Source organism: Streptomyces sp. NPDC091972 (assembly GCF_044756385.1).
In the GTDB taxonomy this organism is placed as follows: domain Bacteria; phylum Actinomycetota; class Actinomycetes; order Streptomycetales; family Streptomycetaceae; genus Streptomyces.
In genome coordinates this window covers 95,790-111,746 of sequence record NZ_JBIVSV010000004.1, presented here as the reverse complement: position 1 = coordinate 111,746, position 15,957 = coordinate 95,790, and the positions used below count along the sequence as shown (strand labels likewise).

14 protein-coding genes are annotated in these 15,957 nt (G+C 71.0%); 9 read left to right on the top strand and 5 right to left on the bottom strand.

All coding sequences use genetic code 11. From position 1 onward, the window contains the following. Positions 1-50 precede the first annotated feature (50 nt). The 7 genes from ACIQJT_RS13035 to ACIQJT_RS13005 all read left to right on the top strand — a co-directional run bounded on the left by ACIQJT_RS13035 (position 51) and on the right by ACIQJT_RS13005 (position 7,946). Complete coding sequence (locus ACIQJT_RS13035) at positions 51-845, top strand: rhamnogalacturonan acetylesterase (RefSeq protein WP_402642814.1); 795 nt, start codon at positions 51-53, stop codon at positions 843-845. 35 nt (positions 846-880) lie between these two features. Next, entirely contained in the window at positions 881-2,200 is a 1,320-nt protein-coding gene (locus ACIQJT_RS13030; protein WP_402642812.1) for a polysaccharide lyase family 1 protein, read from the top strand. 415 nt (positions 2,201-2,615) lie between these two features. After that, positions 2,616-3,746: a pectinesterase family protein gene (locus ACIQJT_RS13025; RefSeq protein ID WP_402642809.1), complete on the top strand. Its 1,131-nt coding sequence runs from the start codon at positions 2,616-2,618 to the stop codon at positions 3,744-3,746. Position 3,747: 1 nt separating this feature from the next. Continuing rightward, positions 3,748-4,776 (top strand): pectinesterase family protein, encoded by a 1,029-nt coding sequence (locus ACIQJT_RS13020; RefSeq protein WP_402642806.1) that lies wholly within the window; start codon positions 3,748-3,750, stop codon positions 4,774-4,776. Continuing rightward, on the top strand, positions 4,763-5,920 hold the full coding sequence (locus ACIQJT_RS13015) for a dienelactone hydrolase family protein (protein WP_402642804.1): 1,158 nt from the start codon (positions 4,763-4,765) through the stop codon (positions 5,918-5,920). The genes ACIQJT_RS13020 and ACIQJT_RS13015 overlap by 14 nt, the downstream gene beginning before the upstream one ends. Before the next feature lie 38 nt (positions 5,921-5,958). Beyond that, on the top strand, positions 5,959-7,071 hold the full coding sequence (locus ACIQJT_RS13010) for a chondroitinase-B domain-containing protein (RefSeq protein ID WP_402642801.1): 1,113 nt from the start codon (positions 5,959-5,961) through the stop codon (positions 7,069-7,071). Positions 7,072-7,148: 77 nt separating this feature from the next. Continuing rightward, positions 7,149-7,946: an HAD family acid phosphatase gene (locus ACIQJT_RS13005; protein ID WP_402642798.1), complete on the top strand. Its 798-nt coding sequence runs from the start codon at positions 7,149-7,151 to the stop codon at positions 7,944-7,946. Between the two features lie 316 nt (positions 7,947-8,262). Here the strand turns inward: ACIQJT_RS13005 and ACIQJT_RS13000 are convergent, their stop codons facing one another. Beyond that, positions 8,263-9,117 carry a hypothetical protein gene (locus ACIQJT_RS13000; RefSeq protein ID WP_402642796.1) on the bottom strand — a complete coding sequence of 285 codons (855 nt, stop codon included), beginning with the start codon at positions 9,115-9,117 and terminating at the stop codon, positions 8,263-8,265. Further along, positions 9,114-9,680 (bottom strand): SigE family RNA polymerase sigma factor, encoded by a 567-nt coding sequence (locus ACIQJT_RS12995; protein ID WP_402642793.1) that lies wholly within the window; start codon positions 9,678-9,680, stop codon positions 9,114-9,116. The genes ACIQJT_RS13000 and ACIQJT_RS12995 overlap by 4 nt, the downstream gene beginning before the upstream one ends. Positions 9,681-9,916: 236 nt before the next feature. On the opposite strand from ACIQJT_RS12995, the gene ACIQJT_RS12990 reads away from it, so the two are divergent. Beyond that, on the top strand, positions 9,917-11,320 hold the full coding sequence (locus ACIQJT_RS12990) for an NCS2 family permease (protein WP_402642791.1): 1,404 nt from the start codon (positions 9,917-9,919) through the stop codon (positions 11,318-11,320). Between the two features lie 13 nt (positions 11,321-11,333). Here ACIQJT_RS12990 and ACIQJT_RS12985 read toward each other — a convergent pair whose 3' ends face one another. The 3 genes from ACIQJT_RS12985 to ACIQJT_RS12975 all read right to left on the bottom strand — a co-directional run bounded on the left by ACIQJT_RS12985 (position 11,334) and on the right by ACIQJT_RS12975 (position 14,305). Next, positions 11,334-12,785, bottom strand: a complete 1,452-nt coding sequence (locus ACIQJT_RS12985; RefSeq protein ID WP_402642788.1) for a peptidoglycan D,D-transpeptidase FtsI family protein — start codon at positions 12,783-12,785, stop codon at positions 11,334-11,336. Positions 12,786-12,869: 84 nt separating this feature from the next. Next, positions 12,870-13,340 (bottom strand): GNAT family N-acetyltransferase, encoded by a 471-nt coding sequence (locus ACIQJT_RS12980; RefSeq protein WP_365462248.1) that lies wholly within the window; start codon positions 13,338-13,340, stop codon positions 12,870-12,872. A 191-nt stretch (positions 13,341-13,531) separates the two neighbouring features. Continuing rightward, entirely contained in the window at positions 13,532-14,305 is a 774-nt protein-coding gene (locus ACIQJT_RS12975) for an IclR family transcriptional regulator (RefSeq protein WP_007381154.1), read from the bottom strand. A 121-nt stretch (positions 14,306-14,426) separates the two neighbouring features. On the opposite strand from ACIQJT_RS12975, the gene ACIQJT_RS12970 reads away from it, so the two are divergent. Next, positions 14,427-15,956 (top strand): aldehyde dehydrogenase (NADP(+)), encoded by a 1,530-nt coding sequence (locus ACIQJT_RS12970; protein WP_365462246.1) that lies wholly within the window; start codon positions 14,427-14,429, stop codon positions 15,954-15,956. Position 15,957 lies beyond the last annotated feature (1 nt).

Here is a 15,957-nt window from a genome sequence, read left to right as displayed (position 1 = left end):
GGCCGGTCGCGCAGTTCCCCGCGCCCCTGGGGAAGAGAGGCTGACCTGTAATGGCACTAACCCGTAGACAAGTCACCGTGGCGGCGATCGCCGCCGGTCCCGTCGCTTTCGGCGCAACCGGTACCGCCCAGGCCGGAGAACGGCGGACCCTGTACATCGCCGGCGACTCCACCGCCGCCCAGAAATACTCCGACGCCGCCCCCGAGACCGGCTGGGGAATGGCCCTGCCCTTCTTCCTGCGCAAGGACCTTTCCGTCGCCAACCACGCCGTGAACGGACGGAGTTCGAAGTCCTTCGTCGACGAGGGCCGGCTCGACGCGATCCTCGCACTGATCGGGCCCGGTGACCTCCTCCTCGTCCAGTTCGGGCACAACGACGAGAAGACCGCCGATCCGACCCGCTACACCGAGCCCTGGTCGACGTACCAGGACTACCTGCGGCGGTACGTCGACGGCGCCCGCGCGAAGGGTGCCCGGCCGGTGCTCGCCACCTCCGTGGAGCGGCGGAAGTTCGACGCGAGCGGCAACGCCGTGCCGACGCACGGCGAGTACCCCGCGGCGATGCGGGCGCTCGCCCAGCAGGAGGGCGTCGCGCTGCTCGACATCCAGGCGCTGTCGCTCGCCCTGTGGCAGCGACTCGGCGCCGAGGAGACCAAGAAGTACTTCAACTGGACCGCGACCGAGCAGGACAACACGCACTTCAACCCGCCCGGTGCCATCGCGGTGGCGCGTCTGCTCGCCCGTGAGCTGCTGCGGCACCGCGTGCTGGTGCCCCGGGACGTGCGCCGGCTGGACACCGCGGTCCCGGAGTCCTGGATCACCTGGCCGTCGCCGGCCACCGTCTGACCCCTTCTTCTCCGCAGTCGAAAGAGAGCCGCACAATGAACGCACAGATATGGCATGGGCATGTCATAACAAAGGTCCTGGCCGTGGCGGGCTGCACCGCCCTCGTCCTCGCGGCCACCGGCACCACCGCCCAGGCCAGGGCCCATGACACGGCCCGCGAGACCCTCCCCGCCGGGGACGGCTGGGCCTCCGAGGGCACCGGCACCACGGGAGGCGCGGCCGCCGACGCCGCCCATGTGTACACCGTCACCGACTGGGCCGGCTTCAAGGCCGCCCTCGCCGCGGGCGGGACCGCGCCGAGGATCATCAAGGTGAAGGGGACCATCGACGCCGTCTCCGAGGGCTGCGACTCCCTGGCCGCACCCGGATACGACTTCGACGCCTACCTGGCGAAGTACTCCCCGGAGGCCTGGGGCCTGGACACCGACCTGAGCGCCGAGCCGGACGACAGCCCCGAGGGCCTGCGCCGCGCCTCCGCCGCCAACCAGGACCAGACCATCAAGGCCAACGTGCCCGCCAACACCACCATCATCGGGGTCGGCAGGAACGCAGGGTTCAAGGGCGCGAGCCTCCAGATCAAGGCCGTCGACAACGTCATCGTCCGCAACCTCACCTTCGAGAGCCCCGTCGACTGCTTCCCGCAGTGGGACCCGACGGACGGCTCCACCGGCAACTGGAACTCCGAGTACGACACCGCCGTCGTCTACGGCTCCACCCACGTCTGGCTGGACCACAACACCTTCACCGACGGCAGCCATCCGGACAGCGCGGCCCCGACCTACTTCGGGATGCTGTACCAGCAGCACGACGGCGAGCTGGACATCGTCCGGGGCGCCAACCACGTCACCGCCTCCTGGAACGTCTTCACCGAGCACGACAAGACGATCCTGATCGGCAACAGCGACAGCGAGTCCACGGCGGCCGGGGACCGGGGCAAGCTCAAGGTCACCTTCCACCACAACCTGTTCTCGAACCTGGTCGAGCGCGCACCCCGCGTGCGCTTCGGACAGGTCGACTCCTACAACAACCACTTCGTGGCGGGCGACGACTACTCCTACAGCTTCGGCATCGGCAAGGAGTCCCAGCTCGTCGCCGAGCACAACGCGTTCACGCTGCCCGAGGGGATCAGCGCGGCCAAGGTGCTCAAGCGGTGGAACGTCTCCCCGCTCACCGCCACCGACAACTACGTCAACGGAAAGCGCACCGACCTGATCGCCGTCCACAACGCCGAGATCCCCGCCGAGACCCTGGAGTCCGGCGCGGGCTGGACACCCACCCTGCGCACCGAGGTCGACCCCGCCAAGAGGATTCCGGGCATCGTCGGCCGAGGCGCGGGCGCCGGCCGCGTCTGCTGACACCGGCCCCTTCCGGCCGGCTGGACCTGCCGGCGCCGGTTCTGTCGAGCGGCCCGGGCCGGGCACGCCGGTTCCGCCGAGCGGCTGGGCTCCCCGGCAGGGCTCGTTCGGCCGCCCGGACCCGCCGGCAAGGTCCCGTTCCACCGGGCGGTCCCGCTGACGCCGGTCCGCCCGACGGGTCCGCCCGCCGGCGCCGGCCACTTCGACCGACCGGGCCGCTCGAAGGGTCCGCCCGCCGGCGCCGGCAACTTCGACCGGCCGGTCCGCCGGCCCCGGCACCGTCGACAGACCCGCGTCCGGCGGTACCCACCCCCTGACCGGCCGGGGCGGAATCCAGCGGCCGCCCCGGCCACCCACCGCAACCCCCCACGCGAGGCACCCCACCCCCGAAGCCGCGTCCCCAAGGAGCACCCGCATGTCCTCGCACCACACGCAACTCCCCCTGACCAGAAGGGGGTTCCTGCTCGCGAGCACCGGAGCCGCAGCCGCGCTCGCGCTCACGGCGGGCCCCGCGACGGCCGCCCCGGCCAGGCGCCCGTTCGGACGCTTCGGGTCACCGTCCGCCCGCCTCACCCCGCGGACGCTGTACGTCGACCCGGAGGGCCGCGGCGACCACACCACCGTCAAGGACGCCGTGGCCGCCGCCACCGGCAGCGGCCGGACCCTGGTCCTCGCCCCCGGCACCTACCGGGAGACCGTCGCGGTCGACGCCACCCGCACCGAGGCCACCTGGATCGGCGCCTCCGAGGACCCCCGGGACGTCGTGATCGTGTACGACAACGCGGCCGGCACCCCCAAGCCCGGCGGCGGCACCTACGGCACCACCGGATCCGCGACCACAACGGTCCAGGCCGACGGCTTCACCGCCCGCTGGATCACCTTCGCCAACGACTGGCTGCGCGCCGACCACCCCGGCATCACCGGCACCCAGGCGGTCGCCCTCAAGGTGCAGGGCGACCGCTCCGCCTTCCACCACTGCCGCTTCCTCGGCCACCAGGACACCCTCTACGCCGACTCGATCGCCCTGACCTCCTTCGCCCGCCAGTACTTCGCGCACTGCTACGTCGAGGGGGACGTCGACTTCGTCTTCGGGCGTGCCACGGCGGTCCACGAGCACTGCCACTTCCGGACCCTGAACCGGACCGACCTGGCGGCGGCGCCGTACGGGTTCGTCTTCGCGCCCTCCACGGCGGGCGCCAACCCGCGCGGGCACCTGGTGACGCACAGCCGGGTCTCCAGCGAGGCCCCGGACGCCGCCTACAAGCTGGCCCGTCCGTGGGTACCGAGCTCCGACACCACGGCCCGTCCGTCGCTCGTGGTGCGGGACACCCGGCTCGGCCCCGGCATCGACGCCGTCGCCCCCTACACCAACATGTCGGACGCCTTCCCCTGGCAGAACCAGCGCTTCGCCGAGTACCGCAACAGCGGGCCCGGAGCCCGGATCGCCGTCCCGGAGAACCGGCCCCAGCTCACCCGCGAACAGGCCGCGTCCGCGACCCGGGAGACCTGGCTCGGCGACTGGCGGCCGTGGAAGGAGGTGTGCTGAGATGCGCAGAAGGACCTTCCTGGCCGCCGGTGCGGGACTGGTCGCCGCGGCGGCCGCTCCGGCCCACGCCGACGCCCGCCGGGTGCTCCACGTCCGTCCCGGTGACTCCGTGCAGGCCGCCGTGGAGACGGTCACCGGCCCCGGCTGGACGATCGTCGTGCACCCGGGCACCTATCGCGAGGTCGTCGACGTCCCGGCGGACAAGGCGGAGTTGACCCTGCGTGGGGCGAGCCGTGACCCGCGTGCCACCGTCATCGTGTACGACAACGCCAACGGCACCCGAAAACCGGACGGTTCCGGCACCTACGGCACCGCGGGCTCGGCCACCTTCACCTCCGCGGCCCCCGGCCTCACCGTCCGCGACCTCACCCTCGCCAACGACTGGTTGCGCGCCGACCACCCCGACATCACCGGCACCCAGGCGGTCGCCGCGTACACCTACGGCGACCGCACCCGCTTCGAGAACGTGCGGCTCCTGGCCCACCAGGACACCCTCTTCGTCGACACGACCTCGCTCGCCTCCTTCGACCGGCAGTACTTCCGCCGCTGCCGGATCGAGGGAGACGTCGACTTCGTCTTCGGCAGGGCCACCGCCGTCTTCGACGAGTGCCACTTCCACACCCTCCAGCGGGACGTGACCTTCACACCCAAGGGCATGGTCTTCGCCCCCTCCACGGCCCGCGCCAACCCGTACGGCATCCTCGCGGTCCGCTCCCGGATCACCTCCGGCGCCGAGGACGGGGCGTACAAGCTGGCCCGGCCCTGGGTGCCGTCGTACGAGACGACCGCCTGGCCCTCCCTCGTCGTGCGGGACTCCTGGATCGGGCCGGGGATCGACCCGGTGACGCCCTACACCGACATGCGCGAGGCCTACCCCTGGCAGAGCATGCGCTTCCGGGAGTACGCCAACTCCGGTCCCGGCGCGGTCGTCTCCGTCCCGGACAACCGGCCGCAGCTCACCGCCGCCGAGGCCGCGGCGCACACCCCGCGCACCTACCTCGGAGACTGGAGGCCCTATGCGTGCCGGTGACCCGCTCGGGCGGCGGGCGTTCGTGGTGGGCGCCGGAGCGGCCGCGCTGGCCGGGGGAGCGGTGGGCCCCGCGCGGGCCGGGGTCGTGGACGGCCCGCTGCCCGACTTCCACCCGGCGCTCAAGGCCGCGCTGACCTTCCCGCTGGCCTGGGGGAACTCGCCGGTCCGTGACTTCCGCGCCTGGCGGCGGGCCGCTCGCGCCAAGGTCGAGGAGCACCTCCTGGTCGACCGCGAGGACGGCACGCCGTACGCCCCCGCGTTCACCGGGCGCACCCAAGGAGAGGGCTACACAAGGGAGTTGGTCACCCTCTCCCTCACCCGGTACGAACGGGTGCGTGCCGCCCTGCTCACCCCGCACGGCCCCGGCCCGTTCCCCGCCGTGCTGCTGCTCCACGACCACGGGGCGAAGTTCGACATCGGCAAGGAGAAGCTGGTCCGGCCCTGGTACGACGACACCCGGCTCGCCTCCGCGCGGACGTGGGCCGACAAGTACTTCAGCGGCCGGTTCGTCGGCGACGAGCTGGCCCGGCGCGGCTATGTCGTGCTGTGCGCGGACGCGCTCGGCTGGGGCGACCGCGGACCGGTCACCTACGACCAGCAGCAGGCCCTGGCGAGCAACTTCTACCACCTGGGCTCCTCGCTCGCCGGGCTCATGGCCCGCGAGGACGCCCGCGCCGCCGAGTTCCTCGCCGGGCTGAAGAGGGTGGACGCCGGCAGGGTCGCCGCCGTCGGGTTCTCCATGGGCGCCTACCGCGCCTGGCAGACCGCCGCGCTGACCGACTCCGTCCGGGCCACGGCGTCCGTCTGCTGGATGACCGGCCTCAAGGAAATGATGGTGCCCGGCAACAACACCCTGCGCGGGCAGTCCAGTTACTACATGCTCCACCCGGGACTGCCCCGGTTCCTCGACTTCCCCGACGTGGCGGGCATCGCCGCCCCCAGGCCGATGCTCTTCTTCGACGGCGGCCTCGACCCGCTGTTCCCCGCCGACGGCGTCCGCGTGGCGTACGACAAGCTGCGCGCCGTCTGGCGGTCCCGCCACGCCGAGGAGCGGTTGCACCTCAGGACCTGGCCCGAGCTCGGCCATGTCTTCGTCGACCGCATGCAGGACGAGGTCGTCGACTGGCTCGACGCCGTCCTGTGAACCGTCCCCCCACCCGCACCCGAAGGGACTCGCTCCCCATGTCTCGTCGTACCGCTCTCCTCGCCACGGCGGTCCTCGCCCTCGGCTCGGGCCTGGCCGTCCTCCCCACCCAGGCGCAGGCCGCGACCGTGGTCGTCAGCAACGCGACCGACCTGTCCAACGCCGTCAAGAACGCCACCGCCGGCACGGTGATCCAGGTCCGCGGCGGCACCTACCACCCGACGGCCACCCTCCAGTCCACGGCCAACGGCACCTCCGCCGCGCCGATCACGCTCACCGCGTACGGCTCGGAGACCGTGAAGATCGACGGTTCCTCCCTGCCCGCCGGCGCGTGGATCTTCAAACTGACCGCGGACTACTGGAACGTCTCCAACCTGACCTTCCAGAACTCCCCGGACAGCGCGGTCGTCTGCACGTCCTGCACCGGCACCGACTGGAACAACATCAAGACCCTCAACGGCGGCGACTCCGGTTTCACGCTCACCGGCGACGGGACCGTCGACAACACCGTCAGGAACATCGACTCCTACGGCAACTACGACGCCGCGAACCACGGCGAGAACGCCGACGGCATCGCCGTGAAGTTCGGCTCCGGCACCGGCAATCTCATCACCGGGGCCCGTCTCTACAACAACGCGGACGACGGGATCGACTACTGGTCCTTCTCCTCGCCGGTCACCGTCGAGCACACCTGGTCCTTCGGCAACGGCGTCAACCGCTGGTCCGACTCCGCCTTCGCGGGCGACGGCAACGGATACAAGCTGGGCGGCGACGGCGAGGTCGTCGCGCACGTCGTGAACAACTCCGCGGCCTGGGGCAACGCCGGCAACGGCTTCACCGAGAACTCCAACACCGGTGCCGTCGTCATCAACCGCACCACCGCCTACGCCAACGGCAAGTGGGGCTACTACTTCGCCACCGGCTCCGCCAAGCTCGGCAAGAACCTCGCCGTGAGCAACGGCAGCGGCTCGGTCAGCAAGGGCTCCAAGGTCACCTCGTCCGGCAACAACTGGGACAGCGGGGTCAGCACGCCCGCCTTCAGGTCGACGGACGCCTCGACGACGTACAACGCCCGCGGCACCGGCGGCACCCTGCCCGCCACCACGTTCCTGACCACGGGCAGCACGACCATCGGCGCGACGATGAACTAGCACGTTCGGGGCGCTTGACCCGTTTTTTACCGGGCGGGTCTCGCGCCCGACATGGTGACGCGCGTAGAACGTCTGTCATGCATAAGCCATTGCGTATCGCAGCCGTCACCGCGGCGTGTGCCGTCGCCGCCGGCGCCCTCTACGGCGCCGGCGCGGCCACCGCCGGCCAGTCCACGGCGAACTCCACGCACGAGCCCTACAACATCGGGCTGCTGGTCAAGGACATCGACACCTACTACGGCACCACGGCCGACGCGAACGGTGTCTACCAGGCGTCGCCCACCAGCCCCTACGCCAAGGACCTGGCGTCCATCGACAGGGCGGCGCGCAAGTACATCGACCAGGCCGCCCGCAAGGCGCACCACAAGGGCGAGAAGCCGGCCGTCGTCTTCGACATCGACGACACGCTGCTGCTCAGCCTCGACTACGAGAAGCGCTACAACTACACGTACGACGCCACCAGTTGGGCCGACTACGTGAACCGGGCCGACCGCCCGGCCGTCTTCGGCAGCCCCGAGCTCGTGCGGTACGCCGAGAAGAAGGGCGTCGAGGTCTTCTACAACTCCGGTCTCAGCGAGGCGCAGCGCTCGGCCGCGGTCGAGAACCTGAAGAAGGTCGGCGCCGACGTGAACCTCGACACCGACCACGTGTTCCTCAAGGACAAGGCGAACCCGCCGTCCTACCTGAGCGCCTGCGCCACACCGGGCACCTGGACCTGCACCACCGTGCAGTACAAGTCCGGCACCCGCGCGCACATCGAGAAGGACCTCGGGTACGAGATCATCGCCAACTTCGGCGACCAGTACTCGGACCTGGAGGGCGGCTACGCCGACAGGACCTACAAGCTCCCGAACCCGACGTACTTCGTGAGTTAGTCCCGCACCGGCCGCGAGCCAGAACGACGAAACGCCCCGCCCGTCGTCACGGGCGGGGCGTTCCTCGTGCCGGCCCGAGGGGGGCTCCAGCCGGCAGCTGCCGGCCGAGGGGGGCTCAGGCCGGCAGGTCTGTGCACTACTAGGGACGTCGAAGGTGACCGAATGGTTGTTCCCCTGGCGTGAACTCCTGGTGTGAGAGAGCTTGTTGGGCTGCCCGGGAGCCGGACCGGTGCCGACCGTGCACCCCTTGGTCGCCGCCGACGGGGAAAGGGTTGCCGCGCCACGGTGACGCTCGCGGTGCGGCCACGGCGACGGCCTACGAGTCCCCTTCGTCCGCGGACCCGGCGTCCCGCGCCGCGAAGTCGCCCCGCACGGCGAGCTCCCCGGACTTCGCGGTCGCCGCCGCCGTGTACCGGTCGTCCTTCGCGTCCCGGCCGCCGCGCTCGTGGTTGTACTGCCCGGCGAACACCCACTCGCCCTTCGGGACCGTACGCCCGGCCTTGAGCACCCAGGTGTAGACGAGGAAACCGTCCCGCTCGGCGACCGTCAGCGTGAAGTCGTCCTCGGGCAGCGAGCGCCAGGCGCCGGCGTCGGTGACACCGCCGGTCTGCGCGATCCGCAACTCGACCGTGAGCGAGGTCAGTTGCTCGGAGGTCCTGAAGGTCAGATTGCTCTGCGCCCAGAACTCGTTGCTGTGCGGGTCCACCGAGCCGTCCGACCACAGCGGGCCGTCCTCGACGCCGGGCGCCCGCACTCCGGCGGACGGACCCGGGGTGCCCGAAGGCGTGGCGCTCGGCTTCCCGGTCCGGTGGGCCGGGGTCCTGCTCGGGGCCGGATCGGCCGGCGGGGCGGGCGGACGGCTCGTCGCGTCGGGCGAAGGAGAGGGCGTGCCCGTGGCGGCGGCCGACTTCCGCACAGGCGGCTCGTCCTTCACCGCGGACGCCACCGCGTACCCGCCGAGGCCCAGCACGCAGGCGACCGCGGCCGTGGCGCTCACCACCCGCACCCAGCCGTACACCGGCGGCCGGGTCGCCCGGTGGCCGGGGCGGGCCTCCTCGGCCATACCGCGCTCGATCCGGGCGAGGATCCGCTCGCGGTCCGGTTCGTGGGCCTCGGCCGCGCCCTGCAGTTGGGCGCGCAGTTCGCCGTGCACGTCCCGCCGCATGGTCATCGGTCCCTTCCTCCGGCGTCACCGGTGCGCGCCATCGCCGCGTGCACCCTCAGCGGAGCGTTCTGAGGGCCGAGCAGCCGCTGCAACTCGGCCATCCCCTTGGAGGTCTGGCTCTTCACCGTACCGACCGACACACCCAGGGCCAGCGCGGTGTCCTTCTCGGAGAGGTCGAACGCGTGCCGCAGCACGACACACGCCCGTTTGCGGAACGGCAGTCTGCGCAGCGCCTCCTGGACGTCGACCGCACCCGCCACGTCGGGGTTCTCGACCTTCTCCTCGCGCTGGGACCAGAACAGGGCGACGCGCCGGCGTTCGCGGACCGCGCTGCGGATGCGGGTGCGGGCGAGGTTGGCGACCACTCCACGGGCGTAGGCCACCGGGTGGTCGGCCGCGCGCACCCGGTCCCAGCGGTGCCACAGGGCCAGCAGGGCGTCCGCCGCCAGGTCGTCGGCGGCGTCCGCCTCGCCCGTCAACAGAGCGGCGAGCCGGGACAGTTCGGCGTAATGGCGTTCGAAGAAGGCATGGAACTCCACGGAGGCGGCGTCGTCGACGACTGTGCCCACGGGCTCCCTCTCCCTTGTGTGTCATGTGAATGACATGTGATCGTCCGGGGGTGGCCGGGCGGAGATCCGGAAGCCTAGCAGCGATCCAGCAAGCGCTCTCATACGGGTCTTCGAACGATGGATGACGGGCCGGACCCCAAATCCGTAACACGGAGAAAACCTGGGACGCGTTCACCACGGGAACAATCCAGCCAGCATCCGCACACCGATCAGTCAGGCACCGAGGAGCAGCGAGCATGTCCGTCGACCGGTACTTCAGGATCTCCGAACGGGGATCCACCTTCGCCCGTGAGATACGCGGCGGCTTCGCCACCTTCTTCACGATGGCCTACATCCTCGTCCTGAATCCCATCATCCTCGGCAGCGCGAAGGACAAGTTCGGGCACCAGTTGGATGCGGTCCAGCTGACCACCGCGACGGCTCTGGTGGCCGCGGTCATGACGGTCATCATGGGCGTGGGCGGAAACCTGCCCCTCGCGCTCGCCGCCGGGCTCGGACTGAACGCGGTCGTCGCCTTCCAGATCGCCCCGCTGATGAGCTGGGACGACGCGATGGGACTGGTCGTCCTGGAGGGGCTGCTGATCTGCGTGCTGGTGGTGACCGGTCTGCGGGAGGCGGTCATGCACGCCATTCCGCAACCGCTCAAGCAGGCGATCAGTGTCGGCATCGGCCTGTTCATCGCGTTCATCGGCTTCGTCGACGCCGGCTTCGTGAGCCGCATCCCGGACGCCGCGAACACCACCGTGCCGGTTCAGCTCGGGGGCAGCGGCGCGCTCACCGGCTGGCCCATCCTCGTCTTCTGCCTCGGGGTGCTGCTGACGATCGGACTGCTCGCACGCAAGGTCAAGGGCGCGATCCTGATCAGCATCGTGACCATGACGGTCCTCGCGATGATCATCAACTCGGTCGCCGACATCAAGACCTGGGGGCTGACCACCCCGCAGTGGCCCGACAAGGTCGTCGACACCCCCGACTTCGGACTGATCGGCCACTTCAGCCTGTTCGGCTCCTTCAGCGCCCCCGGCGTCGGGGTCGTCACGGTCGTGCTGCTGATCTTCACGCTGATCCTGTCCGACTTCTTCGACACGATGGGCACGGTCGTCGGGATCAGCGCGGAGGCGGGACTCCTCGACGAGGAGGGCAAGGTGCCCCACCTCGGCCGGGTCCTGCTGATCGACGGGGCGGCGGCGGTGGCCGGCGGTGCCGCGTCGGCCTCTTCCGCCACGTCGTACATCGAGTCGGCGGCGGGCGTCGGCGAGGGCTCGCGCACCGGGTTCTCGAACCTGATCACCGGCGGGATGTTCGCCCTGGCGCTCTTCCTCACCCCGCTGCTGACCATCGTCCCGCTCCAGGCCGCCGCGCCCGCGCTGGTCGCTGTCGGCTTCCTGATGATGACCCAGGTCAAGCACATCGACTGGGAGCGCTACGACATCGCGATCCCGGCGTTCCTGACCATCGCCGTGATGCCGTTCACCTACTCGATCACCAACGGCATCGGGGCCGGCTTCCTCGCCTACGTCGTGATCAAGGTGGTGCTCGGGAAGGCCAAGGAGATCCACTGGCTGCTGTGGGCCGCCTCGGCGCTGTTCCTCGTGTACTTCGCTATCGACCCGATCGAGCAGGTGCTCGGGGCCAAGTGACCACCGCGAGGGCTCAGTTCCTCAGGGCCGCCTCCATCATGGCCTTGGCCACGGGGGCGGCCAGTCCGTTGCCGCTTACCTCCGAGCGGGCCGCGTCCGACTGCTCCACGACCACCGCCACGGCGACCTCCTTGCCGTCGGCCTTCCCGTAGGACGTGAACCAGGCGTACGGCGTCTTGCTGTTGTTCTCGCCGTGCTGGGCCGTGCCCGTCTTGCCGCCCACCGTCACGCCGTCGATCCGGGCATTGGTGCCGGTGCCGTCCGTGATCACCGACTGCATCGCCGACCGGAGCTGCTCCGCCGTGTCCGAGCTGACGACCTGTTGCGTGGTGGCCTCGTCGTCGTAGTTCTTCAGGACGTCGCCGCCGTGGTTCGTGATCGTCGACACCATGTGCGGCGAGACCAGCTTGCCGCCGTTGGCTATGGCCGCCGAGACCATGGCCATCTGGAGGGGGGTGGCCGTGACGTCGAACTGGCCGATACCGGTCAGGGCCGTGGACGACTTGTCCATGCCGGAGGGGTAGACGCTGGTGTAGGCCCGCACCGGCACGTCCTGCTCGTCGTCGTTGAAGCCGAACTTCTCCGCCATCGCGCGCACCTTGTCCTGGCCGAGGTCGACGGCCATCTTCGCGAAGACGGTGTTGCAGGAGTACTCCAGCGCGACCCGGATCGAGGCGTTCTCGCAGGGCGCCGAGGAGTTCTCGTTGCCCAGCGGGGTCACGGTGCCCGGCAGGGTGTACGGGTCGGGGCTGACGGTCTTCTCGTCCACCGAGGAGTACAGGCCGTCCTCCAGCGCCGCTGCCGCCACCACCAGCTTGAAGGTCGAACCCGGCGGCAGCGGCTGCCGCAGCGCGCGGTTGGTGAGCGGCTTGTCAGGGTCCGCGGTGAGCCGCTTCCAGGCCGTGCCCGCGGTGTTGGCGTCCGTCAGCGAGGACGGGTCGTACGACGGCGTCGACACGACCGCCAGGATCCTGCCGGTCGTCGGGTCGATCGCGACGGCCGCGCCCTTCTTGTCGCCGAGCGCGTCGTAGGCCGCCTTCTGCACGGACGGGTCGATCGTCGTGATCACATCACCGGGCTCGGCCCGTTGGTTGGTGACGGTGTCCATGACGGTCTTCAGCCGGCTGTCCGTGCCGTTGAGGAGGTCGGCGTAGATGCCCTCCAGCTGGGTCGGGGCGTAGGCCTGCGAGGCGTAGCCCGTCACCGCCGCGTACAGCCTGCCGTCCGTGTACGTCCGCTTGTACGCGAGGTCGCTGTCCTTCGTCCTCGCGGAACCCGTCACGGCCTTTCCGGCCACGATGATGTTCCCGAGCGGCGAGGAGTACGTCTCGATCGCGTTCCGCCGGTTGTCCTTGTCGTCCGCTAGTGCCTGGCCCTCGTAGAACTGCACCCAGGTCGCCCGGATCAGCAGAGCGAACACCAGGAGCAGCGCGAAGACCGATGCGCGCCTGATCGTCTTGTTCATCCCACCGGGAAGACGATCAGGCGGGAGCGAATCGTTCCCATGCGTCCGCTTTTCTCATCGGACGTTCATCTGCGGCGGCCGGTCTCACGCGTCCAGCGCGAGCACGAACTCGTCGATCTCCGCACCGCGCGCGTGGGCGTACCCGGACGCCCGGGCGGTCACCCGGAACCCGCACTTCTCCAGGACCCGCAGCGAACCGGTGTTGTCGGCGGCGGCGCGGGCGTACAGGGGACGCTCGGGCACCTGGGCGACCAGCTCGCGCAGGGCCGCCGTGGCGATGCCGCGGCCCCAGTAGGCGCGGTCGACCCAGTACGTCACCTCGCGCTCGCCCGGCTCGCCGTAGACCGCCGCGCTGCCCACCACGTCACCGTCCGCCAGGATCGTGCGGTGCACGGCGTCGGTGGCGCGGATGCGTTCCCAGTGGGCGTCGAAGGCGTCCCGGTCGGCCGGGTCCTTCGGGGTGAAGGCCGCCATGTGCAGGGCCTCGGGGTCGTTCATCTGCCGGAAGAAGACCGGCAGATCGCTGTCGTGGACTTCGCGGAGAACGATCTGCATGCCCCGCAGCCTAGGGCCTGGCGGGCGGGTCGGGGGCGGGCGGTCATCGGGTGCGGCTCGGTGGGGGCAGGCGTCCTTGCGGCGACACGGCGGAGCCGCACGTCGACACGGCCCTCACTCTCTGGAGGCATGCGGCGGCCCGTCGCGGTGGGGCGGGGGCGTGGGCAGCGCGCGGGTGCGGGGCCCGGGGCTCAGAGCCTGCGGGTGGCCAGGGTCAGCCGGTCCCGGGCGTCGAACAGCGCGTCCTTCACCATCTGCTCGTGCGCCGGGGTCAGCCGCGCCACCGGCACCGAGCAGCTGATCGCGTCCCGCGCGGGCGTGCGGTAGGGGATCGCCACGCCGAAGCAGCGCAGCCCGAGCGTGTTCTCCTCGCGGTCCACGGAGAAGCCCTGCTCCCGGATCTGGTGCAGCTCCTCGATGAGCTTCTCGCGGTCGGTGATGGTGTGCTCGGTGAGCGCCGGCAGGGTCTCCGGCAGCATCTTGCGGACCTGCTCGTCGGAGTAGGTGCTCAGCAGCGCCTTGCCCAGGGAGGTGGAGTGCGCCGGGAGGCGGCGGCCGACCCGGGTGAAGGGGCGCAGGTAGTGCTGCGACTGACGGGTGGCCAGGTACACGACGTTGGTGCCGTCGAGGCGGGCGAGGTGGATGGTCTCGGTGGTGTCGTCGGAGAGCCGGTCCAGGGTCGGACGGGCCGCCGCGACCACCTCGTCGCCGTCGATGTAGGAGGTGCCGACGAGCAGCGCCCGCACCCCGATGCCGTACCGGGTGCCGGTCGCGTCGGTCTCCACCCAGCCCAGCTCGACAAGTGTGCGCAGCAGCATGTAGAGACTTGACTTGGGGTATCCGACGGCCTCCTGGACCGCCGCGAGGGAGTGCATGCCGGGACGTCCGGCGAAGTATTCGAGCAGTTCAACCGTCCGCACCGCGGACTTGACCTGTGACCCGCCGCCCGTCTCGCCAGCCGACATCGCCCTTGACCCCTTCGTTCGACGGGAAATAGTCTCCAACAGCATATTCACCATCAGGGACAGCGTTCAGTATATCGAACGGACCCGGTGGATGACCCAGATACACGTGGAGGGACCCGCGGTGGCAGCAGCACCAGTCTGGAGTGTCGACCCCCGAACCGGGAAGCAGCGCGAGCAGGTTGCGGTGGAGGCCACAGCCCAGGAGGTGGACGCCGCCGTCCGCGCCGCGTACGACGCGCGCGCGTCCCTCGCCGACCGCACCGTCCGCGCGGCCTTCCTGCGCACCGCCGCCGACAAGCTGGAGGAGTCCAAGGAGCACCTCGTCGAGGCCGCTGACGCCGAGACCGCGCTCGGCCCGGTCCGGCTGACCGGCGAGCTCGCCCGCACCTGCTACCAACTGCGGGCCTTCGCCGACATCGTCGACGAGGGAGAGTTCCTCGGTGTCGTGATCAACCACCCCGACGACACCGCGACCCCGCCGATCCCGGACCTGCGCCGCTACAAGGTGCCGCTGGGCGTCGTCGCCGTCTACTCGGCCTCGAACTTCCCCTTCGCCTTCTCGGTCGCGGGCGGCGACACCGCGAGCGCCCTGGCGGCCGGCAACCCGGTCGTCGTCAAGGCCCACCCCGACCACCCGGGCCTGTCCGAGCTGGTCGCGTCCGTGCTGCGCCGGGCCGCCGACGAGCACGGCATCCCCGCGGGCGTGCTCGGTCTCGTGCACGGCTTCGACGCCGGCATCGAGCTGATCAAGCACCCGCTGATCGCCGCCGCGGGCTTCACCGGGTCCGTGAAGGGCGGCCGCGCCCTGTTCGACGCGGCGGCCGCGCGTCCGGTGCCGATCCCGTTCCACGGCGAGCTGGGCTCCCTGAACCCAGTCGTCGTCACGGAGGAGGCCGCGGCCGAGCGCGCGGAGGCCATCGGCGCCGGGCTCGCGGGCTCCATGACCCTCGGTGTCGGCCAGTTCTGCGTGAAGCCGGGTCTGGTCCTCGTGCCGTCCGGCGCGGCGGGCGACGGCCTCGTGAAGTCCCTGACCGACGCCGTCAGCGACACCGACGCGGGCGTCCTCCTCGACCACCGCATGCGGGACAACTTCGTCGCCGGGGTCGCCGAGCGCGCGCAGCTCCCCGAGGTCGAGTCGCCGGTGACGCCCGGCGCGGGCGGCGAGCACACGGTCAGCGCGGGCTTCCTCACGGTGCCGGCGGAGAAGCTCGCCACCGAGGGGGCGTACGACCTGCTCCTGGAGGAGTGCTTCGGCCCGGTGACCGTGGTGGTCCGCTACGACGACGACGAGCAGGCGCGGACGGTGCTGTCCCGGCTGCCCGGCAACCTCACGGCGACCGTCCACCTGTCCACCGCGGAGGCGGCCGGCCAGGGACGCGGCGCGGAGATCCTCGCGGAGCTGACGCCGCTGGCCGGGCGGGTGCTGGTCAACGGCTGGCCGACCGGTGTCGCGGTGGCCCCGGCCCAGCACCACGGGGGTCCCTACCCGGCGACCACGTCCACGTCGACGTCCGTGGGCGGCACGGCGATCGAGCGCTGGCTGCGGCCCGTCGCCTACCAGAACGCTCCGGAGGCACTCCTGCCTCCGGAACTGCGGGACGAGAACCCGCTCGGGCTGCCCCGTCGGTTCAACGGCCGGCTGGAGCGATAGC